13 protein-coding genes and 2 pseudogenes are annotated in these 20,020 nt (G+C 30.5%); 13 read left to right on the top strand and 2 right to left on the bottom strand.

Annotation, left to right across the window (positions count from 1 at the left end; all coding sequences use genetic code 11):
• The first annotated feature begins 3 nt into the window (after positions 1-3).
• The 4 genes and pseudogenes from ACQZHJ_RS14255 (at position 4) to fabV (ending at position 6,690) form a co-directional block, all read left to right on the top strand.
• Positions 4-897: a glycyl-radical enzyme activating protein gene (locus ACQZHJ_RS14255; RefSeq protein WP_430486218.1), complete on the top strand. Its 894-nt coding sequence runs from the start codon at positions 4-6 to the stop codon at positions 895-897.
• A gap of 253 nt (positions 898-1,150) precedes the next feature.
• Positions 1,151-3,390 (top strand): annotated as a pseudogene (locus tag ACQZHJ_RS14250) (glycoside hydrolase family 31 protein).
• Between the two features lie 438 nt (positions 3,391-3,828).
• Positions 3,829-5,319, top strand: a complete 1,491-nt coding sequence (locus ACQZHJ_RS14245) for an amino acid permease (protein WP_430486217.1) — start codon at positions 3,829-3,831, stop codon at positions 5,317-5,319.
• Positions 5,320-5,520: 201 nt separating this feature from the next.
• Positions 5,521-6,690: an enoyl-ACP reductase FabV gene (gene fabV / locus ACQZHJ_RS14240; RefSeq protein ID WP_430486216.1), complete on the top strand. Its 1,170-nt coding sequence runs from the start codon at positions 5,521-5,523 to the stop codon at positions 6,688-6,690.
• Between the two features lie 96 nt (positions 6,691-6,786).
• Here the strand turns inward: fabV and ytaF are convergent, their stop codons facing one another.
• Together ytaF and uvsE are read right to left on the bottom strand one after the other, a co-directional pair.
• The gene (ytaF, locus tag ACQZHJ_RS14235; RefSeq protein ID WP_430486215.1) at positions 6,787-7,395 is read right to left on the bottom strand and encodes a sporulation membrane protein YtaF; all 609 of its coding nucleotides are present in this window, start codon (positions 7,393-7,395) and stop codon (positions 6,787-6,789) included.
• Between the two features lie 83 nt (positions 7,396-7,478).
• Positions 7,479-8,708 carry a UV DNA damage repair endonuclease UvsE gene (uvsE, locus tag ACQZHJ_RS14230; protein ID WP_430486214.1) on the bottom strand — a complete coding sequence of 410 codons (1,230 nt, stop codon included), beginning with the start codon at positions 8,706-8,708 and terminating at the stop codon, positions 7,479-7,481.
• 256 nt (positions 8,709-8,964) lie between these two features.
• Between uvsE and ilvN the strand changes: the two genes are divergently transcribed.
• From ilvN to ACQZHJ_RS14185, 9 genes and pseudogenes are all read left to right on the top strand, one after another.
• A complete protein-coding gene (gene ilvN / locus ACQZHJ_RS14225; RefSeq protein ID WP_430486213.1) occupies positions 8,965-9,486 on the top strand; it encodes an acetolactate synthase small subunit in 522 nt (173 codons plus the stop codon).
• 14 nt (positions 9,487-9,500) lie between these two features.
• Positions 9,501-10,766 (top strand): annotated as a pseudogene (gene leuC / locus ACQZHJ_RS14220) (3-isopropylmalate dehydratase large subunit).
• 11 nt (positions 10,767-10,777) lie between these two features.
• Positions 10,778-11,263, top strand: coding sequence for a 3-isopropylmalate dehydratase small subunit (gene leuD, locus ACQZHJ_RS14215; protein ID WP_430486212.1), 486 nt, complete (start codon positions 10,778-10,780; stop codon positions 11,261-11,263).
• Positions 11,264-11,280: 17 nt separating this feature from the next.
• Complete coding sequence (leuB, locus tag ACQZHJ_RS14210) at positions 11,281-12,357, top strand: 3-isopropylmalate dehydrogenase (protein WP_430486211.1); 1,077 nt, start codon at positions 11,281-11,283, stop codon at positions 12,355-12,357.
• A 7-nt stretch (positions 12,358-12,364) separates the two neighbouring features.
• Positions 12,365-14,023 (top strand): dihydroxy-acid dehydratase, encoded by a 1,659-nt coding sequence (ilvD, locus tag ACQZHJ_RS14205; RefSeq protein WP_430486210.1) that lies wholly within the window; start codon positions 12,365-12,367, stop codon positions 14,021-14,023.
• Between the two features lie 61 nt (positions 14,024-14,084).
• On the top strand, positions 14,085-15,749 hold the full coding sequence (gene ilvB, locus ACQZHJ_RS14200) for a biosynthetic-type acetolactate synthase large subunit (protein ID WP_430486209.1): 1,665 nt from the start codon (positions 14,085-14,087) through the stop codon (positions 15,747-15,749).
• A complete protein-coding gene (locus ACQZHJ_RS14195; RefSeq protein WP_430486208.1) occupies positions 15,750-17,255 on the top strand; it encodes a 2-isopropylmalate synthase in 1,506 nt (501 codons plus the stop codon).
• Between the two features lie 72 nt (positions 17,256-17,327).
• On the top strand, positions 17,328-18,326 hold the full coding sequence (ilvC, locus tag ACQZHJ_RS14190; RefSeq protein WP_430486207.1) for a ketol-acid reductoisomerase: 999 nt from the start codon (positions 17,328-17,330) through the stop codon (positions 18,324-18,326).
• Between the two features lie 214 nt (positions 18,327-18,540).
• A complete protein-coding gene (locus tag ACQZHJ_RS14185) occupies positions 18,541-19,941 on the top strand; it encodes a glycosyltransferase family 2 protein (protein ID WP_430486206.1) in 1,401 nt (466 codons plus the stop codon).
• The last annotated feature ends 79 nt before the right edge of the window (positions 19,942-20,020 follow it).

Here is a 20,020-nt window from a genome sequence, read left to right as displayed (position 1 = left end):
TAGTTGAAAAACTTAGTTATAGATATTCAAAGATGTTCTATTCATGATGGACCAGGAATAAGAACTACAGTATTTCTAAAAGGATGTCCATTAAGATGTCAGTGGTGTCATAATCAAGAATCGCAAAGTTATGAAAAAGAATTATCATTTAATATTGAAAGATGTAGTAGTTGTGGAGAATGTATAAAAGAATGTCCAGAAGAAGCTCATTATATAAAAGAAGGAATTCATAAATTTAACTATGATAAATGTAAGGCTTGTGGCAAGTGTATAGAAACTTGCCACCAAAAAGCTTTATCAATTGTAGGTAAAGAATTAGATATAGATGAAATAATGAAGGTTATAAAAAAAGATATAAATTTTTATAAGAATTCGAAGGGCGGAGTAACTATATCTGGTGGAGAAGCCTTAACCAATATAGAACTTACAAAGAAGATATTAGTTAAATGCAAAGAAGTTGGAATCCACACTTGTATAGAAACAAGTGGCTTTGCTAAAAAAGATAATATAGATTTCATAGTGGAGTATGTAGATTTATTTTTATATGACTATAAATTAACAGGAGAGGAGCTTCATAAAAAATATATCGGAGTTTCTAATGAGATAATATTAGAAAACTTAGAGTATATAAGTAGTTTTGGTAAAGAGATAATACTTCGTTGTCCAATAATTCCAGATGTAAATGACTTTAAAGAGCATTTTGAGGCAATAAGGAGTTTAGGTGAAAAATTAGATGGTATTAAAAAAGTAGAATTATTACCTTATCATGATTTTGGAGTTATAAAAGGAAAGAATATAGGGAAAGAAGTTGTGAGATTTAGAGTTCCTTCAAAGGTTGAAAAAGAAGAGTGGAAGAACTTCTTCCAAGATGTTAGTTTTGATTTTAAAATAAATTAATTAGTGTTATTGGTACTAGCATTAATAATTTAAGTATAAAGTATAGATTGGTTAATGTGAATTTCAGATATAATAGAAACTCTTTGTGAAATTAAGCAGTTTCGAAGGGATATCTGAAATTCACTTTTTAACTAGACACTTAAATACTCATTTTTAGAATTTATCTTAGTTAACTATAACTTTTACACTTTAAGAAGATGGGGATATTATTTAAAATTAAGTTGAAAACGATATAGATAAAGGGGAGAGAAGTATGCCGCAGTTAAATTATAGAGAGAACCTAAATAAAAAATTTAAGGCTTACAATAGTGGATTAAGAGTTTTTAAAAACTATGAGGTTAATGATAATAATATAGATATATATTTTTCAAATTTAAAAATAACGCTTACTATAATTGAAAATAATATAGTTAAAGTGTTTATTGGCGATAAATATGAAGAAAGTATTCCTACTAATGGAGTAGTTGATATATTAGGAAAAGGAAGTTTTACTGTAGAAGAAGATTTAGATTATATTATTGTAAAGGGAAGTAAGGTTTCAACTTATGTAAATAAGAATACTAGTGAAATTACTTTCAGAGATATAGATGGAAATATACTTTGTGAAGATTTTCAACCAAGCTTCAAGGATGAAGAGGGACATATATACATATCAAAAGTTAATGATTGCTTAGCTTATTATGGTCTAGGAGAAAAAGGTGGAGACCTAAATAAGAAAGGATATTATACAGAAAACTTTAATACTGATGATCCAGAGACAGATGATGATTCCGTTGCTTATTATAAGACAATTCCTTTCTATGTTGGGTTAAAGAAAGAAGCTACTTATGGATTATTCTTTGATAATAGTTTTAGAAGTTATTTTGATATGGGAAAAGAACAAGGGGATAGAATATTCTTTGGAGCTATTGGAGGACAAATTCAATATTATTTCATACCAGGAGATAATATTAAAGAAGTTGTTAGAAATTACACTGCTTTAACTGGAAGAATGGAGATGCCACCTTTATGGAGCTTAGGCTATCAACAATGTAGATTTAGTTACTTTAGTCAAGAAGAGGTTAGAGAGTTAGTTAAAACTTTTGAAGAAAAAGAAATTCCATTAGATGTAGTTTATTTAGATATAGATTATATGGATGGATTCAGAGTAATGACATTTAAAACTCCTAATTTTGATGATGCAGCTGGTCTTATTGGTGATTTAAAAGAAAAAGGAATAAGAACAATAACAATTGTTGACCCAGGGGTTAAGGTTGATGAGGAATATGATGTTTATAATAGAGGAAAAGCAGGAAACCATTTTACCAATAAGTTAGATGGTGAAATGTTTATAGGTGCTGTATGGCCAGGAGATAGTGCTTTCCCAGATTTCTCAAATAAAGATTGTAGAGAATGGTGGAAGAGTGAGCTTAAGAAATTTATAAGTGAGCACGGTATGGATGGTATATGGAATGACATGAATGAGCCATGTGTATTTAATAATGACCATAAGACTATGCTAGAAACTTGTCTTCATAATAGTGACTATGGGATTATAGAGCACAAAGAATTCCATAATAGATATGGTTTTGAAATGAGTAGATGTTCAATGGAAGCTCAAAATGAATTGCATCCTAATGAAAGAGGATTTTCTATGACTAGAGCTACTTATGCTGGTGGGCAAAGATATTCTTCAGTTTGGACAGGAGATAATATGAGTATGTGGAGCCAAATGAGAATGTCTATATCAATGAATGCTAATTTAGGGGTTAGTGGATTCTCGTTTGTAGGAAATGATGTTTCAGGATTTGGATTAGATTCAACTGAAGAATTATTTATAAGATGGATGGAGATGGGCCATTTATCCCTATATTCAGAAATCATTCAAATATGTACACTAGAAGACAAGAGCCGTGGGCTTTTGGACCTAGAGCTGAGAAAATTGCTAAAAAGTCAATTGAACTAAGATACGAATTACTTCCATATATTTATGATTTATACTATGTATCTCATAAAGAGGGATTGCCTATTTTTAGACTAATGGTGATGGAATACGAAAAAGATATGAATGTATTAAATCTTAGAGAGCAATTTATGCTTGGAGAAAATATGATTGTTGCTCCAGTTTTATATGATGGAGAAAGAAGCAAGGTTGTTTATTTACCAGAAGGAACTTGGTTTAATTACTTTACTAAAGAGAAACTTCAAGGTGGAAATTGGCATAAGCTTTCTTGTGAGTTAGATGAAATTATAGTTCTAGTTAAAGAAGGAACTATAATACCTACTTATAATAAGAAGTTTAAGAATGTTGCTGAAAGACCAGATTCAATTCTTTTAAAAGTATTTGGAGAGAATGCAACTGGATTCCATTATAATGATGATGGACATACCATGGAATATTTGAATGGAAAGTATAACTTTATGTCTATAGAAGTTAAAGATGGAGAGCTAAATTTAGAATACCTAAATAAAGGATTTGAAGAAGAATCAGTTGAAATAGAGATAATTAAGTAAATTTTAGTCCCTATGAGCAATTTTATGAAATTGCTCATAGGGACTATTTTCGTTTATTAAACTGGATAGTATAAAAATATTGAGCTTAATCGTGATTAGTTAGTAAAAGTTTTTATTGAGTTTTTAGAAATATGAATAATAAAACAATAAAACTTTCAAAAAATACAGATGTTTTCTTCACAAAAACAAGAAAAAAGGAGAAAATGAAAGAATTAACAAGGTACATTATAAATTTAATCCTAAACTTTATGAATTTAGTTGAATAAAGAATATTAACAATATTGCGCTAAAATTAATAGAGTGTTAAAATTGAATGGTGATATTTAACGTTAAAATAATATGTTAAAGGTTTCTTTAATGATTATTTTAAAATGGACAAGCATTAATTAAGAAATTAAACGGGAATTATTGTGAAATAATAATGAGGAGGAGAAATGCATGAGCAGCAACAATGATGGAAAGAAGCTTATGTGGTATAACCTTGGGTTAATGGCATTCGTGTCAGTTTGGGGTTTTGGAAATATAGTAAATAACTTCGCAACTCAAGGATTAACTGTAGTAACTTCATGGATATTAATAATAGCTTTATATTTTGTACCATATGCTCTTATGGTAGGAGAATTAGGTTCAACATTTAAAGATAGTAAAGGTGGAGTAAGTTCATGGATAGGTAAAACAATGGGACCTACACTAGCTTACTTAGCTGGATGGACATACTGGGTAGTACATATTCCTTACCTAGCACAAAAACCTCAAGGGGTTATTGTTTCTTTAGGATGGGCTATTTTCCAAGATGGAAGTACTATTAAAAATCTTAATCCTTTAATAACACAATTAGCAGGATTAGCTATATTTTTATTCTTTGTATGGATATCTTCAAGAGGAGTTAATTCACTGGGTAAAATAGGAACTGTAGCAGGAACAGCAATGTTCGTTATGTCTTTACTTTATATATTACTTGTGTTAACAGCACCAGCTATTAGAGGAACACATATAGCTACACCAAATATGACTTCAATTAGTACATATATACCGAAATTTGATTTTACATACTTTACAACTATAGCTATGCTAGTTTTTGCAGTTGGAGGAGCTGAAAAAATATCTCCATACGTAAACAACATGAAGGATCCTGTGAAAGGATTCCCAAAAGGTATGATAGCATTAGCAATAATGGTTGCTGTAACTGCACTTCTTGGTTCAGTAGCAATGGGAATGATGTTTGATGCAAATAATATACCAAATGACTTAATGTTAAATGGTGCTTATTATTCATTCCAAGAATTAGGTAACTACTACGGTTTAGGAAATACATTCCTAATATTATATGCATTAGCAAACTTTGCAGCTCAAATATCAGCTTTAGCATTCTCAATAGATGCTCCATTAAAAGTTTTATTAGGAGATACAGATGCAAGATACGTACCAAAAGCATTAACTAAAACTAATAAACATGGTGCTCCAGTAAATGGATATATAATGACATCAGTATTAGTTGGTATATTAATAATAGTTCCAGCTTTAGGAATTGGTGATTTTAATGCATTATTTACTTGGTTATTAAAATTAAATGCTGTTGTTATGCCAATGAGATACTTATGGGTATTCTTAGCTTACATAATGTTAAGAAAGGCTGTAAAAGGAAAGTTCAAATCAGATTACAAATTTGTTAAAAATGATAAGTTTGCAATGATAATAGGAGCTTGGTGTTTCATATTCACAGCATTTGCTTGTATTTTAGGTATGTTCCCAACAGATGTTCCAGTATTCTCAGGACAATGGATATTCATAGTAGGAATGAACGTTGCTACTCCAGTAATATTAATAGGATTAGGATTAATATTACCTAAGATTGCTAAAAGAACAAATGGAAAAGCATATGATGATGCAGTAAGAGAAGCTGCTGCAACAAAAATAGATAATAAATAATTTTATATAAAATGTAAGGCACTTCTAAAGTTAGAAGTGCCTTTTTGATATATTTTGGTAAACATTTATTTTAGAATTGGTATATAAGATAATATTTTCTAGTTATATAGCGGTATAATAATGACAAAATTAATTTGATATGGTAATATGTAAAGTACAATATATTTTGATAATCAAACAATAGGTTAAGGAGAAATCAGAATGATAGTAGAACCAAAGTTTAGAGGTTTTATATGTACTACCTCTCATCCACAAGGATGTAAAAAGAATGTTGAAAATCAAGTAGAGTATGTAAAAGAAAAAGGTAAAATAAATGGAGCTAAAAAAGTCCTTGTTTTAGGAGCTTCAACTGGATATGGATTAGCAAGTGCTATAGTTGCATCAGAAGCATGTGATGCAGATGTATTAGGAGTTGCTTTTGAGAGAGAAGCTTCAGAAAAAAGAACTGCTTCAGCAGGTTGGTATAATATAGAGTCATTAAAAGAAGTTGCATCAAATGAAGGTAAAAATTTTATATCAGTAAATGGAGATGCCTTTTCAAATGAGGTTAAGGGCGAAGTTATAGAGTTAATAAAAGAAAATATGGGTAAAGTGGATTTAGTTATTTATTCATTAGCTGCTCCAAAAAGAAAAGACCCTGTTACAGGTGTAGTCTATAGTTCATGCTTAAAAACTGTAGGAGAACCTTTTAGTAGTAAAACTTTAGACTTCCATACAGGAGAAATTCATGATGTTACTATTTCACCAGCTACAGAGGAAGAAGTAGAAGGTACTAAAAAAGTAATGGGTGGAGAAGATTGGAAGCTATGGATAGAAGCTTTAAAAGAAGCTGATGTTTTAGAAGACGGAGTTAAAACAATAGCTTATTCATATATTGGACCAGAGGTAACTTATCCAATATACAGAGAAGGAACAATAGGAAGAGCAAAGAAGGATTTAGAGGAAACTGCATCTAAAATAACAGATATATTAAAACCAGTCAATGGTGAAGGATATGTTTCAGTAAATAAAGCTTTAGTAACTCAAGCAAGTTCAGCTATTCCAATAGTTTCACTTTATATTTCAATACTTTACAAGGTAATGAAAGAAAAAGGAACTCATGAAGGTTGTATAGAGCAAATATACAGAATGTTTGTGGATCTTTACGAAGGAAAACTTAACTTAGATGATGAGAACAGAATAAGAATCGATGACTTAGAAATGGAAGAAGACGTACAAAAGGCTATAGAAGAAATATGGCCACAAATAAACAGTGAAAATGTTTTTGAATTAAGTGATGCAGAAGACTTCAGAACAGAATTCTTCAAATTATTTGGTTTTGGCTTAGAAGGTGTAGACTATTCACAAGATGTAGACATAACAAGAGTATAAATTATAAGCTTATAATATAAAAATCTATAAGTGTATTTAAAGAATTGATTGTATTTATACAGGGTTCTTTAAATACTGCTTATAGATTTTTCTTTTTTATAACAATATAAAGAGAGATAATAAAATAATTATTACCCCGGAAATTAAGTTGCTATTATTTACAACTTTTTTATTTTTTATCTTTTTAGAAAAATAAATTCCTACTGAGATAAAAATAAGTGAAATAATAAAGGTTGATATGGTTGTAAAAGTAATATTTAGTCCAGAAATACTAGCTCCTATCCCAAGGCCAAAGTTATTTAATGAAAGAGCTACTGAAAGAGCAAGTGATTCTTTAAGGTCTATATTACCTGATTTATCTTTATCTGCTATTTCGGGGTTCTCTAATATACATATAGGAGAGTTTGCGTTAGTACAGTCACTTGAATTTATAGATTTCTTTTCTTTAAAGTAAGTTATTATGAAATATAATCCTATTCCCAAAAGTACTAACCCTCCAATTATATCAGTCAATTTTAAAGGGAGTACATCTAAAAATGCTTTACCTAACATCATAGAAACTAAAGTTCCAAGGGCAGATATTGTAGCTATTACAAGTGTACTTGAAAAATTTATTTTTATGTTTTTTAATCCATAGGCAAATGAAACAACAAGTATATCTAAACTGGCAGCTATTACAAAAAGAATTACGCTTAAAAAGCTCATTATTTTTGCCTCCAAAATTTTACTGTTACTCACAATATATTTAAAAAAACACTAAATTGTGACAGTTTAAGAGGCGATTCATATTAATTTCTAGAAAAATAATAAGCTAATTCTCTAGGTGGTATTTCTATTTTAGAATTAATCTTTTTTAAGTAAAGTTTAGCTTTTTTTAAATCCTTTTCTTTAATCAATTTTTTGAAATGAGAAATTTCTCTTTTAGTCATATAATCATCAATTATGTTAAAAGCAAGTTCTAAGGAATACTTAAATCCTATTAGGTCAAATTCTTTTGTAGTTGCTTCATCTAAATATTTATAAAAATCAACAATGTTACCATAAGTATTTTCATGGAAGTCTTTATCATATTGTAATAAAAGAAGTTTATAATTTTCTATTTCAGAAGAGAATTCTTCTTTAGAAAGACCTATATTAATTTCTTTTAAAGTTTTTAAAATTTTGATAGCAGAAATATCTTTATCCTTAACCTCTAGCATTATATCAGGATTAAAATTTTCAACCTGATTATAATAGTCTAAAAAGGATGTTACAGCTATTGATTGTGAGTGAGATCCTTTCTTTTTATTTAAATCTTGCTGACTATAATGAACTTTTATATTCCCATCTAAATTATTATTCCAAGTTTTTTTCACTTTAGAATAAATTTTATTTAAGGTATATGAATTATCACCAAAGCATATATTGTGTAAATTATCAAAAATAGCAGGAATATGTATTTTGGAAGATACTTCTAATACATCATCTAATGAAAAACTTTTCTCATCATTTTCTATTATTAGGCGTTTTTGCGCTGATTCGGAGAGGCTACTGAATCCTTTAATAAAGTTCTCTTTTGCCATGGGCTTATCACCATAGACTCCTCCTATATGAAGTATGATTTTATTTTTATAGTCAACTTCTAAAGAGTCTAAAAATGAGCAATGATATTCAACATCTAATAATGATTTTTTTAATGTCTCTTCATTAGGAGAGTTTATAACTGTGTATTGTCCAGGGTGCATGGAAACACGCATATTATTTTTTCTTATAAAATCTCCAATTAATTTTAGTTTGGTGTGGAATTCCTTCTGCCAATTGAAATCATTAATTTCATGTGAACCTAAAGGGATAATATCGGAGCCAATTCTAAATAAATAAATATCATTATCTTTGTTACAGTGAAGTATTTTATGTAAATCATTTAAATTTTTTTCAATTATAGGATAAATATTTTTGTGGGAAAAGTCCTTTAACAGTACTCGTCTATTTGTTCTAGCATTTGTTATTAATGGAGTACAAGCGTATCCTATTTTCATTAAATCACTCCTTTAAAATAATTATGTATTTAGTTTCTACATTAAGTTAAAAAAATAAAATAAAAAATTTGTATTTATGCAATTGAAATAATGAAAATGAAATAAGAACAATTTTTGGAATGAATCATATTAATAAACGTATAATTAAAAATAACTTAAAATGCATAAATAATAAGAATGCTGCATTATATTAATAAAATAATAATTAATTGCAGTAAAACTTGATAAACAAATATTCGTAAAAGGGGGAGTAGTTTTGGAAAGACATATTTTATCTGTATTGGTTAGGAATTCTTCAGGTGTTCTAAGTAGAGTATCAGGTCTTTTTTCAAGAAGAGGATTTAATATTGAAAGCTTAACAGTAGGTGAGAGTTATAAAGATAATACCTCAAGAATGACAATTGCTTTAAAGGGAAATGACGATGTTTTAACACAGTTTATAAGACAGTTAAACAAGCTAGAGGATGTAATAAAGATAATAAAGCTTGAAGAAAAGAATTCTGTTTATAGAGAATTGCTCCTAGTTAAGGTTGAGGCTGATGATAAGAAGAGAGCTGAGATTAATGAAATAGTAAATATTTTTAGATGTAAAATCGTTGATATATGTAAAGAATCTCTCACAATAGAGTTAACAGGAGATGAAAGCAAAATAAACGCTTTGATAAATTTGCTTGATGACTTTGGAATTAAAGAAATTGCAAGAACAGGCTCTATTGCTTTAGAAAGAGGGAATAATAGTATAGATAGTTATGGAGATTATTTTGAATTTGAACATTAATTGGGGTGAGTTTTATGGGGATGACAATGACTCAAAAAATATTATGTAATCATTGTGGATTAGATGAAATTAAAACAGGACAGTTAATAGAGGTTAATTTAGATTTAGTTCTAGGAAATGATATAACTGCACCAGTTGCCATAAATGAATTTAATAAATTAGGGGATAGGAAGAAAGTATTTGATAAAAAAAAGATAGCTTTAGTTATGGATCATTTTACTCCTAACAAGGATATAAAATCTGCTGAGCAATGTAGATTTGTGAGACAGTTTGCTAAGAAGCATTAGATAGTTAATTTTTTTGATGTAGGAGATATGGGGATAGAGCATGTAATAATACCAGAAAAGGGACTTGTTACTGCTGGAGATGTGGTTATAGGAGCAGATTCTCATACTTGTACTTACGGTGCATTAGGAGCTTTTTCAACTGGTATAGGATCAACTGATATGGCAGCTGGTATAGCTACAGGAAAAGCTTGGTTTAAAGTACCTTCAGCAATTAAGTTCAGTCTTGTTAATAAACCTAATAAGTGGGTCAGTGGCAAGGATATAATCCTACATATTATAGGGAAAATAGGTGTTGATGGTGCTCTATATAAATCTATGGAATTTTGTGGAGATGGTCTTAAGCATATATCCATTGATTCAAGATTTACCATAGCAAATATGGCTATAGAGGCAGGAGCTAAGAATGGTATATTTGAGGTTGATAATATTACACTTCATTATTTAAATTCTCATTCAACTAAAGAACAACGTATTTATAAAGCTGATGAAGATGCCGTATATGATGAAGTTTATGAGATAGATTTAAGTGAGATAAAGCCTACAGTTGCTTGTCCTCATCTTCCTGAAAATACAAGGACTATTGATGAGATTAAAAATATAAAAATAGATCAAGCTGTTATAGGTTCATGTACTAATGGAAGGATTGAAGACTTAAGAGTTGCAGCTGAAATTTTAAATGGAAGAAGAGTAAATAAGGATGTAAGAACAATAATAATTCCAGGAAGTCAAAGAGTATATTTAGATGCTTTAGAAGAAGGATTAATAAAAGTATTTATAGAAGCTGGGGCAATAGTTTCTACACCTACTTGTGGGCCATGTTTAGGAGGTCATATGGGAATACTAGCGAAGAAAGAGGTAGCTATTTCTACAACAAATAGAAATTTCTTAGGTAGAATGGGTCATATAGAGTCAGAGATTTATTTATCAAGTCCAGCAATAGCAGCTGCATCGGCTATAAAAGGAGAAATATGTTCTCCAGAAGAGATTGTTTAGGAGGAATTATTATGGAAGCTAAAGGAAGAGTTTTTAAATATGGAGATAATGTTGATACAGATGTAATAATTCCAGCTAGATATTTGAATACCAGTGATGAGAAAGAATTAGCCAAGCATTGTATGGAGGACTTGGATAATGAATTTTCATTAAAGGTTAATACAGGAGATATTATTGTTGGAGAGAAAAATTTTGGATGTGGTTCTTCAAGAGAACATGCACCATTAGCAATAAAGGCAAGCGGAGTTAGTTGTGTAATAAGTAAAAGTTTTGCAAGAATTTTTTATAGGAATGCTATAAATATAGGACTTCCTATACTTGAATGTAGTGAAGCTGTTGATGGAATAGAAAGTGGAGATGAACTTTCTATAGATTTTTCAAAAGGAATAATAAATAACTTAACTAAGGGAACAGAATTTAAAAGTGAACCTTTTCCAGAGTTTATAAAAGAAATAATAGAAATGGGTGGATTAATAAAGAGAATAAGTAATATTTAGTTTGGTGGGGTGATTTTATGAAGTTCAATATTGGTGTTTTAAAAGGTGATGGAATAGGGCCAGAAATAGTTGAGGTTGCTACTGAGGTTTTAAATAAAATAGGTGAAAAATATAATCATGAATTTGATTTGGAATATTTTTTGATTGGAGGAAGTGCTATAGATGCTGTAGGAGTTCCTCTTCCGCAAGAAACATTAGATGGCTGTAGAAATAAAGATAGCATTTTATTGGGAGCTGTTGGTGGAAGTAAGTGGGATAACATGCCTAAGGGAAAAAGACCAGAGAATGCTCTTTTAGATATAAGAGAAAAACTTAATTTATATTGTAATTTTAGACCAGCTAAAGTTTATAAAGAACTTATAGAGGCTTCTCCAATAAAGAATTCAATTATAAAAAGTGGAGTGGACATGATTATAGTAAGAGAACTTACTGGGGGAATATATTTTGGAGAAAAGAGATCGGATTATATTGGAGGAGTAGTAACTTCAAGTGATTTAGAGATATATTCTGATGAAGAGATAAGAAGAATTTCAATAAAAGCTTTTGAACTAGCGAGAAAAAGAAGAGGTAAGTTGACAAGTATTGATAAAGCAAATGTTTTGGAAAGTTCGAAGCTTTGGAGAAAGATAGTAAATCAAGTTAGTAAAGATTATGAAGATGTAGAGTTAGAACATTTATATGTAGATAATGCCTCAATGCAACTTATTAAGAATCCAGCAAGTTTTGATGTTATACTTTGCAACAATATTTTTGGAGATATTTTATCAGATGAAGCAGCAATGATTACAGGTTCAATAGGAATGCTTCCATCAGCTTCTTTAGGTGACGGAAATTTTGGGATGTATGAGCCTATCCATGGAAGTGCTCCAGATATAGCTGGAAAAGGGGTGGCTAATCCCATAGCTACTATATTATCTGTAGGAATGATGCTTAAAAATAGTTTTAACTTATATGAAGAAAGTGAAGCAATAGAAGAGGCTGTAAATAAAGCTTTAGAAGATGGATATAGGACATTAGATATTTTAGAAGAGGGGATGACCTTAGTTGGAACAAAAGAGATGGGAGATATTATTATAGGAAACTTAGGTAGGTGAGAATTTTATGAAAAGTGATGTTATTAAAAAAGGAAGTAGTAGGGCGCCACATAGATCTTTACTTAGAGCACTAGGGATGACTGAGGAGGAGTTTAATAAACCACTTATAGGTGTTGTTACTTCACAAAATGATATCGTACCTGGTCATATTAATTTAGATAAGATAGTTGAAAATGTTAAAAAGGGAATATTGATGGCTGGTGGAGTTCCAGTAGTTTTTCCTGTAATAGGAGTATGTGATGGAATAGCTATGGGACATGAAGGAATGAAATACTCTTTAGCTACAAGAGAAATTATAGCTGATTCCATAGAATGTATGACAAAGGCTCATGGTTTTGATGGATTAGTGTTAATTCCAAACTGTGACAAGATTGTTCCAGGGGTTTTAATGGGAGCTTTAAGAATGAACTTACCTTCAATAGTTGTGTCTGGTGAACCAATGCTTTCAGGTAAGTTTAAAGGAAGAAAGTGTAGTTTGTCTACCGTTTTTGAAGGCGTAGGAGCATATGAAGCAGGAAAGATGAGTGAGAAAGATTTACTTTCTTTAGAAAAGAATGCTTGTCCGACTTGTGGGTCATGTTCAGGAATGTTTACTGCAAACTCTATGAATTGTTTGTGTGAAGCTTTAGGGATAGCTTTGCCTGGTAATGGGACAATACCAGCTGTTTATTCTGAAAGAATGGTTTTAGCTAAGAAAGCTGGAATGGCTTTAATGAATTTAGTCAATAAAAATATAAAAGCTAGAGATATAGTGAATAAGAGCAGTATAGAGAATGCTTTAAGAGTGGATATGGCTTTAGGATGTTCTAGTAATAGTTTGCTTCACTTAACAGCTGTAGCAAATGAGGCAGGAGTAGAACTTGATTTAGATTATGTAAATAAGATAAGTGAGGAAACACCTAATCTTTGTAGGCTTTCACCGGCTGGGGAACATTATATGGAAGATTTATATTCAGCAGGTGGAGTTCAAGTCTTAATAAAAGAATTATCTAAAAAGAATTTAATAGATTTAGAGGCTTTAACGTGCACTGGTAAAAGTGTACTTGAAAATATAAAAAGTGTTTCTAATTTAGATGAAGAAGTGATTAGAAATATAGAAAATCCATATAGTGAAAGTGGAGGATTGGTAGTTTTAAAAGGAAACTTAGCCAAGGATGGAGCTGTTGTTAAGAAATCAGCTGTTTTACCTTCTATGATGGTTTGTAGATGTAGAAGTAGAGTTTTTGATTCTGAGGAAGAGGCTATTAAGGAAATTTTAGAAGGGAAAATTGAAAAAGGCGATGTTGTTTTAATTAGATATGAGGGCCCAAAAGGTGAACCAGGGATGAGAGAAATGCTAAGTCCAACATCAGCTATAGCAGGAATGGGATTAGATGGTGATGTTGCCTTAATAACAGATGGTAGATTTTCAGGAGCTACAAGAGGAGCTTCTATTGGACATGTTTCTCCAGAAGCAGCAGAAGGGGGGATTATAGCTTTAGTTGAAGATGGAGATGTAATAAGTATAGATATTCCAAATAGAAAGCTAGAACTAGAAGTCTCTGATGAGATATTAGAAGCGAGAAGAAAGAAGTTAAATAAGTTTGAAAGTAAGGTTAAGTCTGGGTATTTAAGTAGATATTCAAAGCTGGTTTCATCAGCTAGCAAAGGGGCAGTTTTAAGTTAAGGTGTATTTAAAAGTAAATTGGAAATTATAGGATTTGTGATTTTATGGGAGGTGAAAGAAAGTGCTATTAAAGGGAGCAGAAATTTTAATAAAAACTTTAATGGATCATGGAGTGGACACTATATTTGGATATCCAGGAGGCTCTGTTTTAGATATATATGATTGTTTATATAAATATGAGGGAGAAATTAAACATGTACTAACTGCTCATGAACAGGGAGCTTCACATGCAGCGGATGGATATGCAAGGTCTACTGGAAAGGTAGGTGTTTGTCTTGCAACATCGGGACCAGGTGCTACAAACCTTGTTACTGGAATAGCTACAGCTTATATGGATTCTATACCTATGATAGCTATTACAGGTAATGTTCCAAAGAAGTCTTTAGGTAAGGATTCTTTTCAAGAGGTTGATATATTTGGAATAACACTTCCTATAACAAAACATAGTTATATAGTTGATGATGTTAGTAAGCTACAGGATATAATATTGGAAGCTTTTAAGATAGCTCAAAAGGGAAGAAAAGGACCTGTTTTAATAGATATTCCCAAGGAAATAATGAGTCAAAAATATGAATATAAAAAAGTTGTTCCTGTAGAGATTGAAAGGAATACAAAATATTTAACTGAAGAAGGACTTAAAAATATTTCTGAATTAATAAACAGGAGTGAAAAGCCTTTAATTTATGCTGGTGGAGGAGTTATATCATCAGAGGCTTTTAAAGAATTAAAGAGCTTTGCTGAAAAGATAAATTCTCCAGTCTCAACATCCTTAATGGGGAAGTGTGCATATTCTAATGAAAGTTATTTATATACAGGAATGATAGGAATGCATGGTACTAAAACATCAAATATATTAGCAACTAAAAGTGATTTGATTATATGTATAGGAGCAAGATTTAGTGATAGGGTTATTACTAATAGAGATCACATTAAAAATGCAAAGATAATTCATATAGATGTGGATCCAGCTGAGATAAACAAGAATATAAAAGTTGATGATTATATAGTTGGAGATATAAAAGAGACTTTAAATAGATTGATTCCACTAATTGATGAGAAGAAAAATGAAGAGTGGATTAATGAAATGAATATTCTAAAAAATGAAGAAAAAGATAGTAGGACTCCAGATAGTATTAAGAAATTATTTGAAGTATTAAATAATCTATGTGATGAAGAGTATATTATTGTAACTGATGTTGGTCAACATCAAATGTGGACAGCATCTAACTACAAGTTTGTAAAAGAAAGAAGTTTCATAAGCTCAGGGGGGCTTGGAACTATGGGGTTTGGAGTTGGAGCTGCTATAGGAAGTCAAATCGGGAATAGTGATAAAAAAGTTATTTTAATAACTGGTGATGGTAGTTTTGGTATGAATTGTAATGAGTTAGCTACTATATCTACTAATAACTTACCGATAAAGATTTTTGTAATAAACAATAATGTTTTAGGTATGGTTAGGCAGTGGCAAGATTTATTTTATGATAAAAGATACTCTCAGACGACATTAGATAGAAAAACTGATTTTGTAAAACTTGCTAATGCTTTTGGAATAAAAGGATTAAGGATAAATGAGGCTGATTTAGAAAGTAAACTTAAAGAGGTTTTGTATTCTGATGAGGCTTGTGTAATAGATTATGTTATAAATAACAATTTGAAAGTTTTTCCAATGGTTGCTCCAGGAGAGTCTATAGGAAATTTAATATTAGAAGAGTTTAAGGAGGGTTAAATGAGGAAAATAAGGATATTTGATACCACCTTAAGAGATGGTGAGCAGTCACCAGGAGTAAATTTAAATCTTAAGGAAAAGATGATTATTGCTAAAAGGTTAGAGAGATTAGGAGTAGATGTTATTGAAGCAGGATTTCCTATGGCATCAGAAGGGGATTTTAAATCAGTAAGTGAGATTGCCAAAAATATTAAAAATTCTGAAATAGCTGCATTAAGTAGAGCAGTTAAAAAAGATATTGATTTGGCTTGGAATGCTGTTAAGTATAGTGAAAGTCCAAGAATTCATACATTTATAGCAACATCTCCTATTCATATGAAATATAAACTTAATATGAGTGAAGAGCAAGTTATAGAAAATGCTATAGAGGCAGTTAGATATAGTAAAAATCTTTGTTCTAATATTGAGTTTTCAGCAGAAGATGCGTATAGAAGCGAAGTGGAGTTTCTATGTAGATTATTTGAAAAAGTAATAGAAGCTGGTGCAACAGTAATAAATATACCCGATACTGTTGGATATGCTTTGCCTATGGAATATGGAGATTTTATCAAGAAAATAGTAAATGGAACAAAAGGAATAGAAAAAGTTGATGTTTCAGTTCATTGTCATAATGATTTAGGACTAGCTGTAGCAAATTCCTTAGCGGGTATATTATCAGGAGCTACTCAAGTTGAATGTGCAATAAATGGTCTTGGAGAAAGAGCGGGAAATACGGCTTTAGAAGAAATAGTTATGGCTATTGAAACTAAAAAAGAATCATTAGATATATGTACAGGAATAAATCTTAAAAATATTTGGGGAACTTCAAAATTAGTTTCTTCAGTAAGTGGAATGTATGTGCAAAATAATAAAGCAATAGTTGGGGAAAATGCTTTTTTACATGAATCAGGTATACATCAAGATGGATTTTTGAAAGAAAGAAGTACTTACGAAATAATAACTCCAGAAACTATTGGACGAGTAGAAGATGAAAATCTAGTTTTAGGAAAACATTCAGGAAGACATGCTTTTAAAGATTATTTAAAAAAATGTGGTTTAGAGCTAGAAGGGAAAGCTTTGGATGAAGCTTTTGAAAGATTTAAAAGTGTTGCAGATAAAAAGAAAAATGTTAGCCAAAAAGAGATTGAAGCAATAGTAAATCATGAGATGAGTGAAGTTTTAGAAGAAAAATATAAATTAATATCTTATCAAATTTATAGTGGCAATAAAATGATATGTACAAGTACTGTTGAAATACAATGCAATGGTGTGATTTTAAAGGAAAGTGCAGTAGGTGAAGGGACTATATCATCAGTGTTTAAAGCCATCGAGAGATGTATAGGGAAAGAAGTTAATCTAAAGGATTATTCAATAAAATCCATAACTGATGGTGAGGATTCCTTAGGTGAAATAATAATTAAAATTGAGAAGGATGGAAAGATATTTACAGGTCGTTCACTTTCGGAAGACGTAATGGAAGCTAGTGTAAAAGCTTATATAAGCGCTATAAATAAGCTTTATCAATAAATAAAATAGCTTGGCTTATATAATTTTAAAATTATAAATTAAGAATTTTGTAATAATTGAGGAGGGTGTTATATGGCAAAATTATATTATGAAAATAATACAGATTTAGATTTAATAAAGGGGAAAAAAGTTGCAATCATTGGTTATGGAAGTCAAGGGTGTGCACATGCATTAAATCTAAAAGACAGTGGTATTGATGTAACTGTAGGGTTATACAATGGTAGTAAGTCTTGGGAAAAGGCTGAAAAAGAAGGGGTAAAAGTTTCGACTGTTAGTGAAGCTGTAAAAAGCTGCGACGTTATAATGATTTTAGTGCCAGATGAAAAACAAGCGAAACTTTATAGTGAAGAGATAAAAGAAAACTTATCAAAAGGAAAAGCTTTAGCATTTGCTCATGGGTTTAATATTAACTTTGGACAGATTGAACCACCAGAGTGGGTTGATGTATTCATGGTAGCACCTAAAGGGCCAGGTCATATGGTAAGAAGGACCTATACTGAAGGTTCAGGAGTACCTTGTTTAATAGCTGTACATCAAGATTATACAGGGAAAGCAAAAGATATTGCATTAGCTTATACAAATGGAATTGGTGGAGCGAGAGCTGGAGTTTTAGAAACAACATTTAAGGATGAAACTGAAACAGATCTTTTCGGAGAACAAGCGGTACTATGTGGAGGAGTTACAGCTTTGATTAAGGCAGGATTTGAGGTCTTAACAGAAGCGGGATATGCTCCAGAAAATGCTTATTTTGAATGTTTGCATGAAATGAAACTTATAGTGGATTTAATGTATCAAGGTGGAATTAGTACCATGAGGTATTCAATAAGTGATACTGCAGAGTATGGCGATTATATGGTTGGTAAAAGAATAATTACAGAAGAGACTAAGAAAGAAATGAAAAATGTTCTTAGAGAAATTCAAGATGGAACCTTTGCAAAGAGATGGTTGTTAGAAAATTCAGAAGGTAGACCTAAATTTAATGCTATCAGAGAAAGAGAAAAAGACCATGAAATTGAAAAGGTTGGAAGAGAACTAAGAAGCATGATGAGTTGGATAGATAATAATATTTAAATTTTAAAGCAATTGATTCATAGGATAAGCACTTTCTATGAATCAATTGCTGTGGGAATTTTGTAGAAATATCCACTCTAAATTGTTAGTTTTTATTTCAACAATAAGAAATTTTGATAGTTTGTTTAAAATAATAAGAAAAAATATATTTTACAAAATGTATAAACAACTGTTATAATGTCAGAGGTTAATTTAAATTATAGGAGTGGAATTTATGGAAAAGTATATATTTTGGGTAACAGCTATTTTTCAAATAGGCGTATTTGCTCTGATGCTATACTATTTATTCATAGCGCTATTTGGATTTTACAAGAAAAAAGACAAAAAAGTTTTTGAGCCGCAAAAGAGATTTGCAATGCTTGTATCTGCGCATAACGAAGAAGTGGTTATAGAAAATCTAGTTGAAAGTTTAAAGCACTTAGATTATCCAAAAGAATTATATGATATATTTGTTATTGCAGATAACTGCACAGATAATACTGCGAAGGTTGCTAGAGCAGCAGGAGCAAATGTATTTGAAAGATTTAATAAAGAGAAGAGAGGTAAGGGTTTCGCTTTAGAATGGATGTTTGATAAAATATTCAAAATGGAAACTCATTATGATGGAATAGCTATATTTGATGCTGATAACTTAGTAGATAAGAATTTCTTAAAAGAAATGAACAACAAGATGTGTGAAGGATATAAGGTTGTTCAAGGATACATAGATTCTAAGAATCCTCAAGATTCATGGATAACAGAATCTTATGCTATAGCATTTACATCAGCAAATAGAATGCTTCAATTAGCAAAAAGTAATATAGGACTATCAGCTCAGATCGGTGGAACAGGATTTGTTGTAGATACTGATACCCTTAAAAAGTTAGGATGGGGAGCTACTTGCTTAACTGAAGACTTAGAGTTTAGCTGTAAACTTATATTAAATGATGAAAAAGTAGGATGGGCACATGATGCCATAATATATGATGAAAAACCTTTAACTTTAAAAGCTTCATGGAATCAGAGAAAGAGATGGATGCAAGGATTTGCAGATGTTGCTAGTAGATATGGAATGAAACTTTTAAAGAAAGCAATAAAAGATAGAAGCATTATTGCTTTTGACTGTACACTATATGTAATGCAACCATTTGTTACTTTATTAATGGGATTAGCTGCGATACTTACATTCGTACAAATAAGAGCCGTTGATGGTTTTGGAATATTTGTGATAAGTTACTTATTCAATGCAACTGCATGGCAGTTATTCTGTGTATTCCAATTCTTATTAACACCATTTGCTTTATTCTTCGATAAAAAGATGAGTGGAAAATTATTTGTAGTTTTAGGTTTATATGCATGTAATGTATTTATACAACCATACCTAATAACTCAATTAGGTATATTAGATAACATGGTATTATTAACACTATTCAATGTAGCTTATATTGGAATATTCCTAGTAGGAACATTATTATTCTTAGGAAAGAGAAACTTCCAAATATTCTACAGATACTTAATTTATCCTATATACACATTAACTTGGATTCCAATAACTATCCAAGGTATAATAGATAAAGATAAGAAAGAATGGTCACATACTAAACACGTTAGACAAATTGGAATATATGAAGTTTAATATTATAAGACATCCGTTAGGATGTCTTATATTTTTGTTGAAAATAATATATTTATAAGCTTAAATTTTAAGCAGATTG

The organism is Clostridium sp. B9, from assembly GCF_050509515.1.
Lineage (GTDB): Bacteria > Bacillota > Clostridia > Clostridiales > Clostridiaceae > Sarcina.
Note: the sequence above shows the minus strand (reverse complement) of the source record. Positions and strands in the feature narration are given on the sequence as shown.

What these genes read in the sequence shown, in the direction of transcription:
- ACQZHJ_RS14245 (WP_430486217.1), top strand. Translation starts at nt 3,829, where the DNA reads ATGAGCAGCAACAATGATGGAAAGAAGCTTATGTGGTATAACCTTGGG.
- fabV (WP_430486216.1), top strand. Translation starts at nt 5,521, where the DNA reads ATGATAGTAGAACCAAAGTTTAGAGGTTTTATATGTACTACCTCTCAT.
- ytaF (WP_430486215.1), bottom strand. Translation starts at nt 7,395, where the DNA reads ATGAGCTTTTTAAGCGTAATTCTTTTTGTAATAGCTGCCAGTTTAGAT.
- uvsE (WP_430486214.1), bottom strand. Translation starts at nt 8,708, where the DNA reads ATGAAAATAGGATACGCTTGTACTCCATTAATAACAAATGCTAGAACA.
- leuD (WP_430486212.1), top strand. Translation starts at nt 10,778, where the DNA reads ATGGAAGCTAAAGGAAGAGTTTTTAAATATGGAGATAATGTTGATACA.
- leuB (WP_430486211.1), top strand. Translation starts at nt 11,281, where the DNA reads ATGAAGTTCAATATTGGTGTTTTAAAAGGTGATGGAATAGGGCCAGAA.
- ilvD (WP_430486210.1), top strand. Translation starts at nt 12,365, where the DNA reads ATGAAAAGTGATGTTATTAAAAAAGGAAGTAGTAGGGCGCCACATAGA.
- ACQZHJ_RS14195 (WP_430486208.1), top strand. Translation starts at nt 15,750, where the DNA reads ATGAGGAAAATAAGGATATTTGATACCACCTTAAGAGATGGTGAGCAG.
- ilvC (WP_430486207.1), top strand. Translation starts at nt 17,328, where the DNA reads ATGGCAAAATTATATTATGAAAATAATACAGATTTAGATTTAATAAAG.
- ACQZHJ_RS14185 (WP_430486206.1), top strand. Translation starts at nt 18,541, where the DNA reads ATGGAAAAGTATATATTTTGGGTAACAGCTATTTTTCAAATAGGCGTA.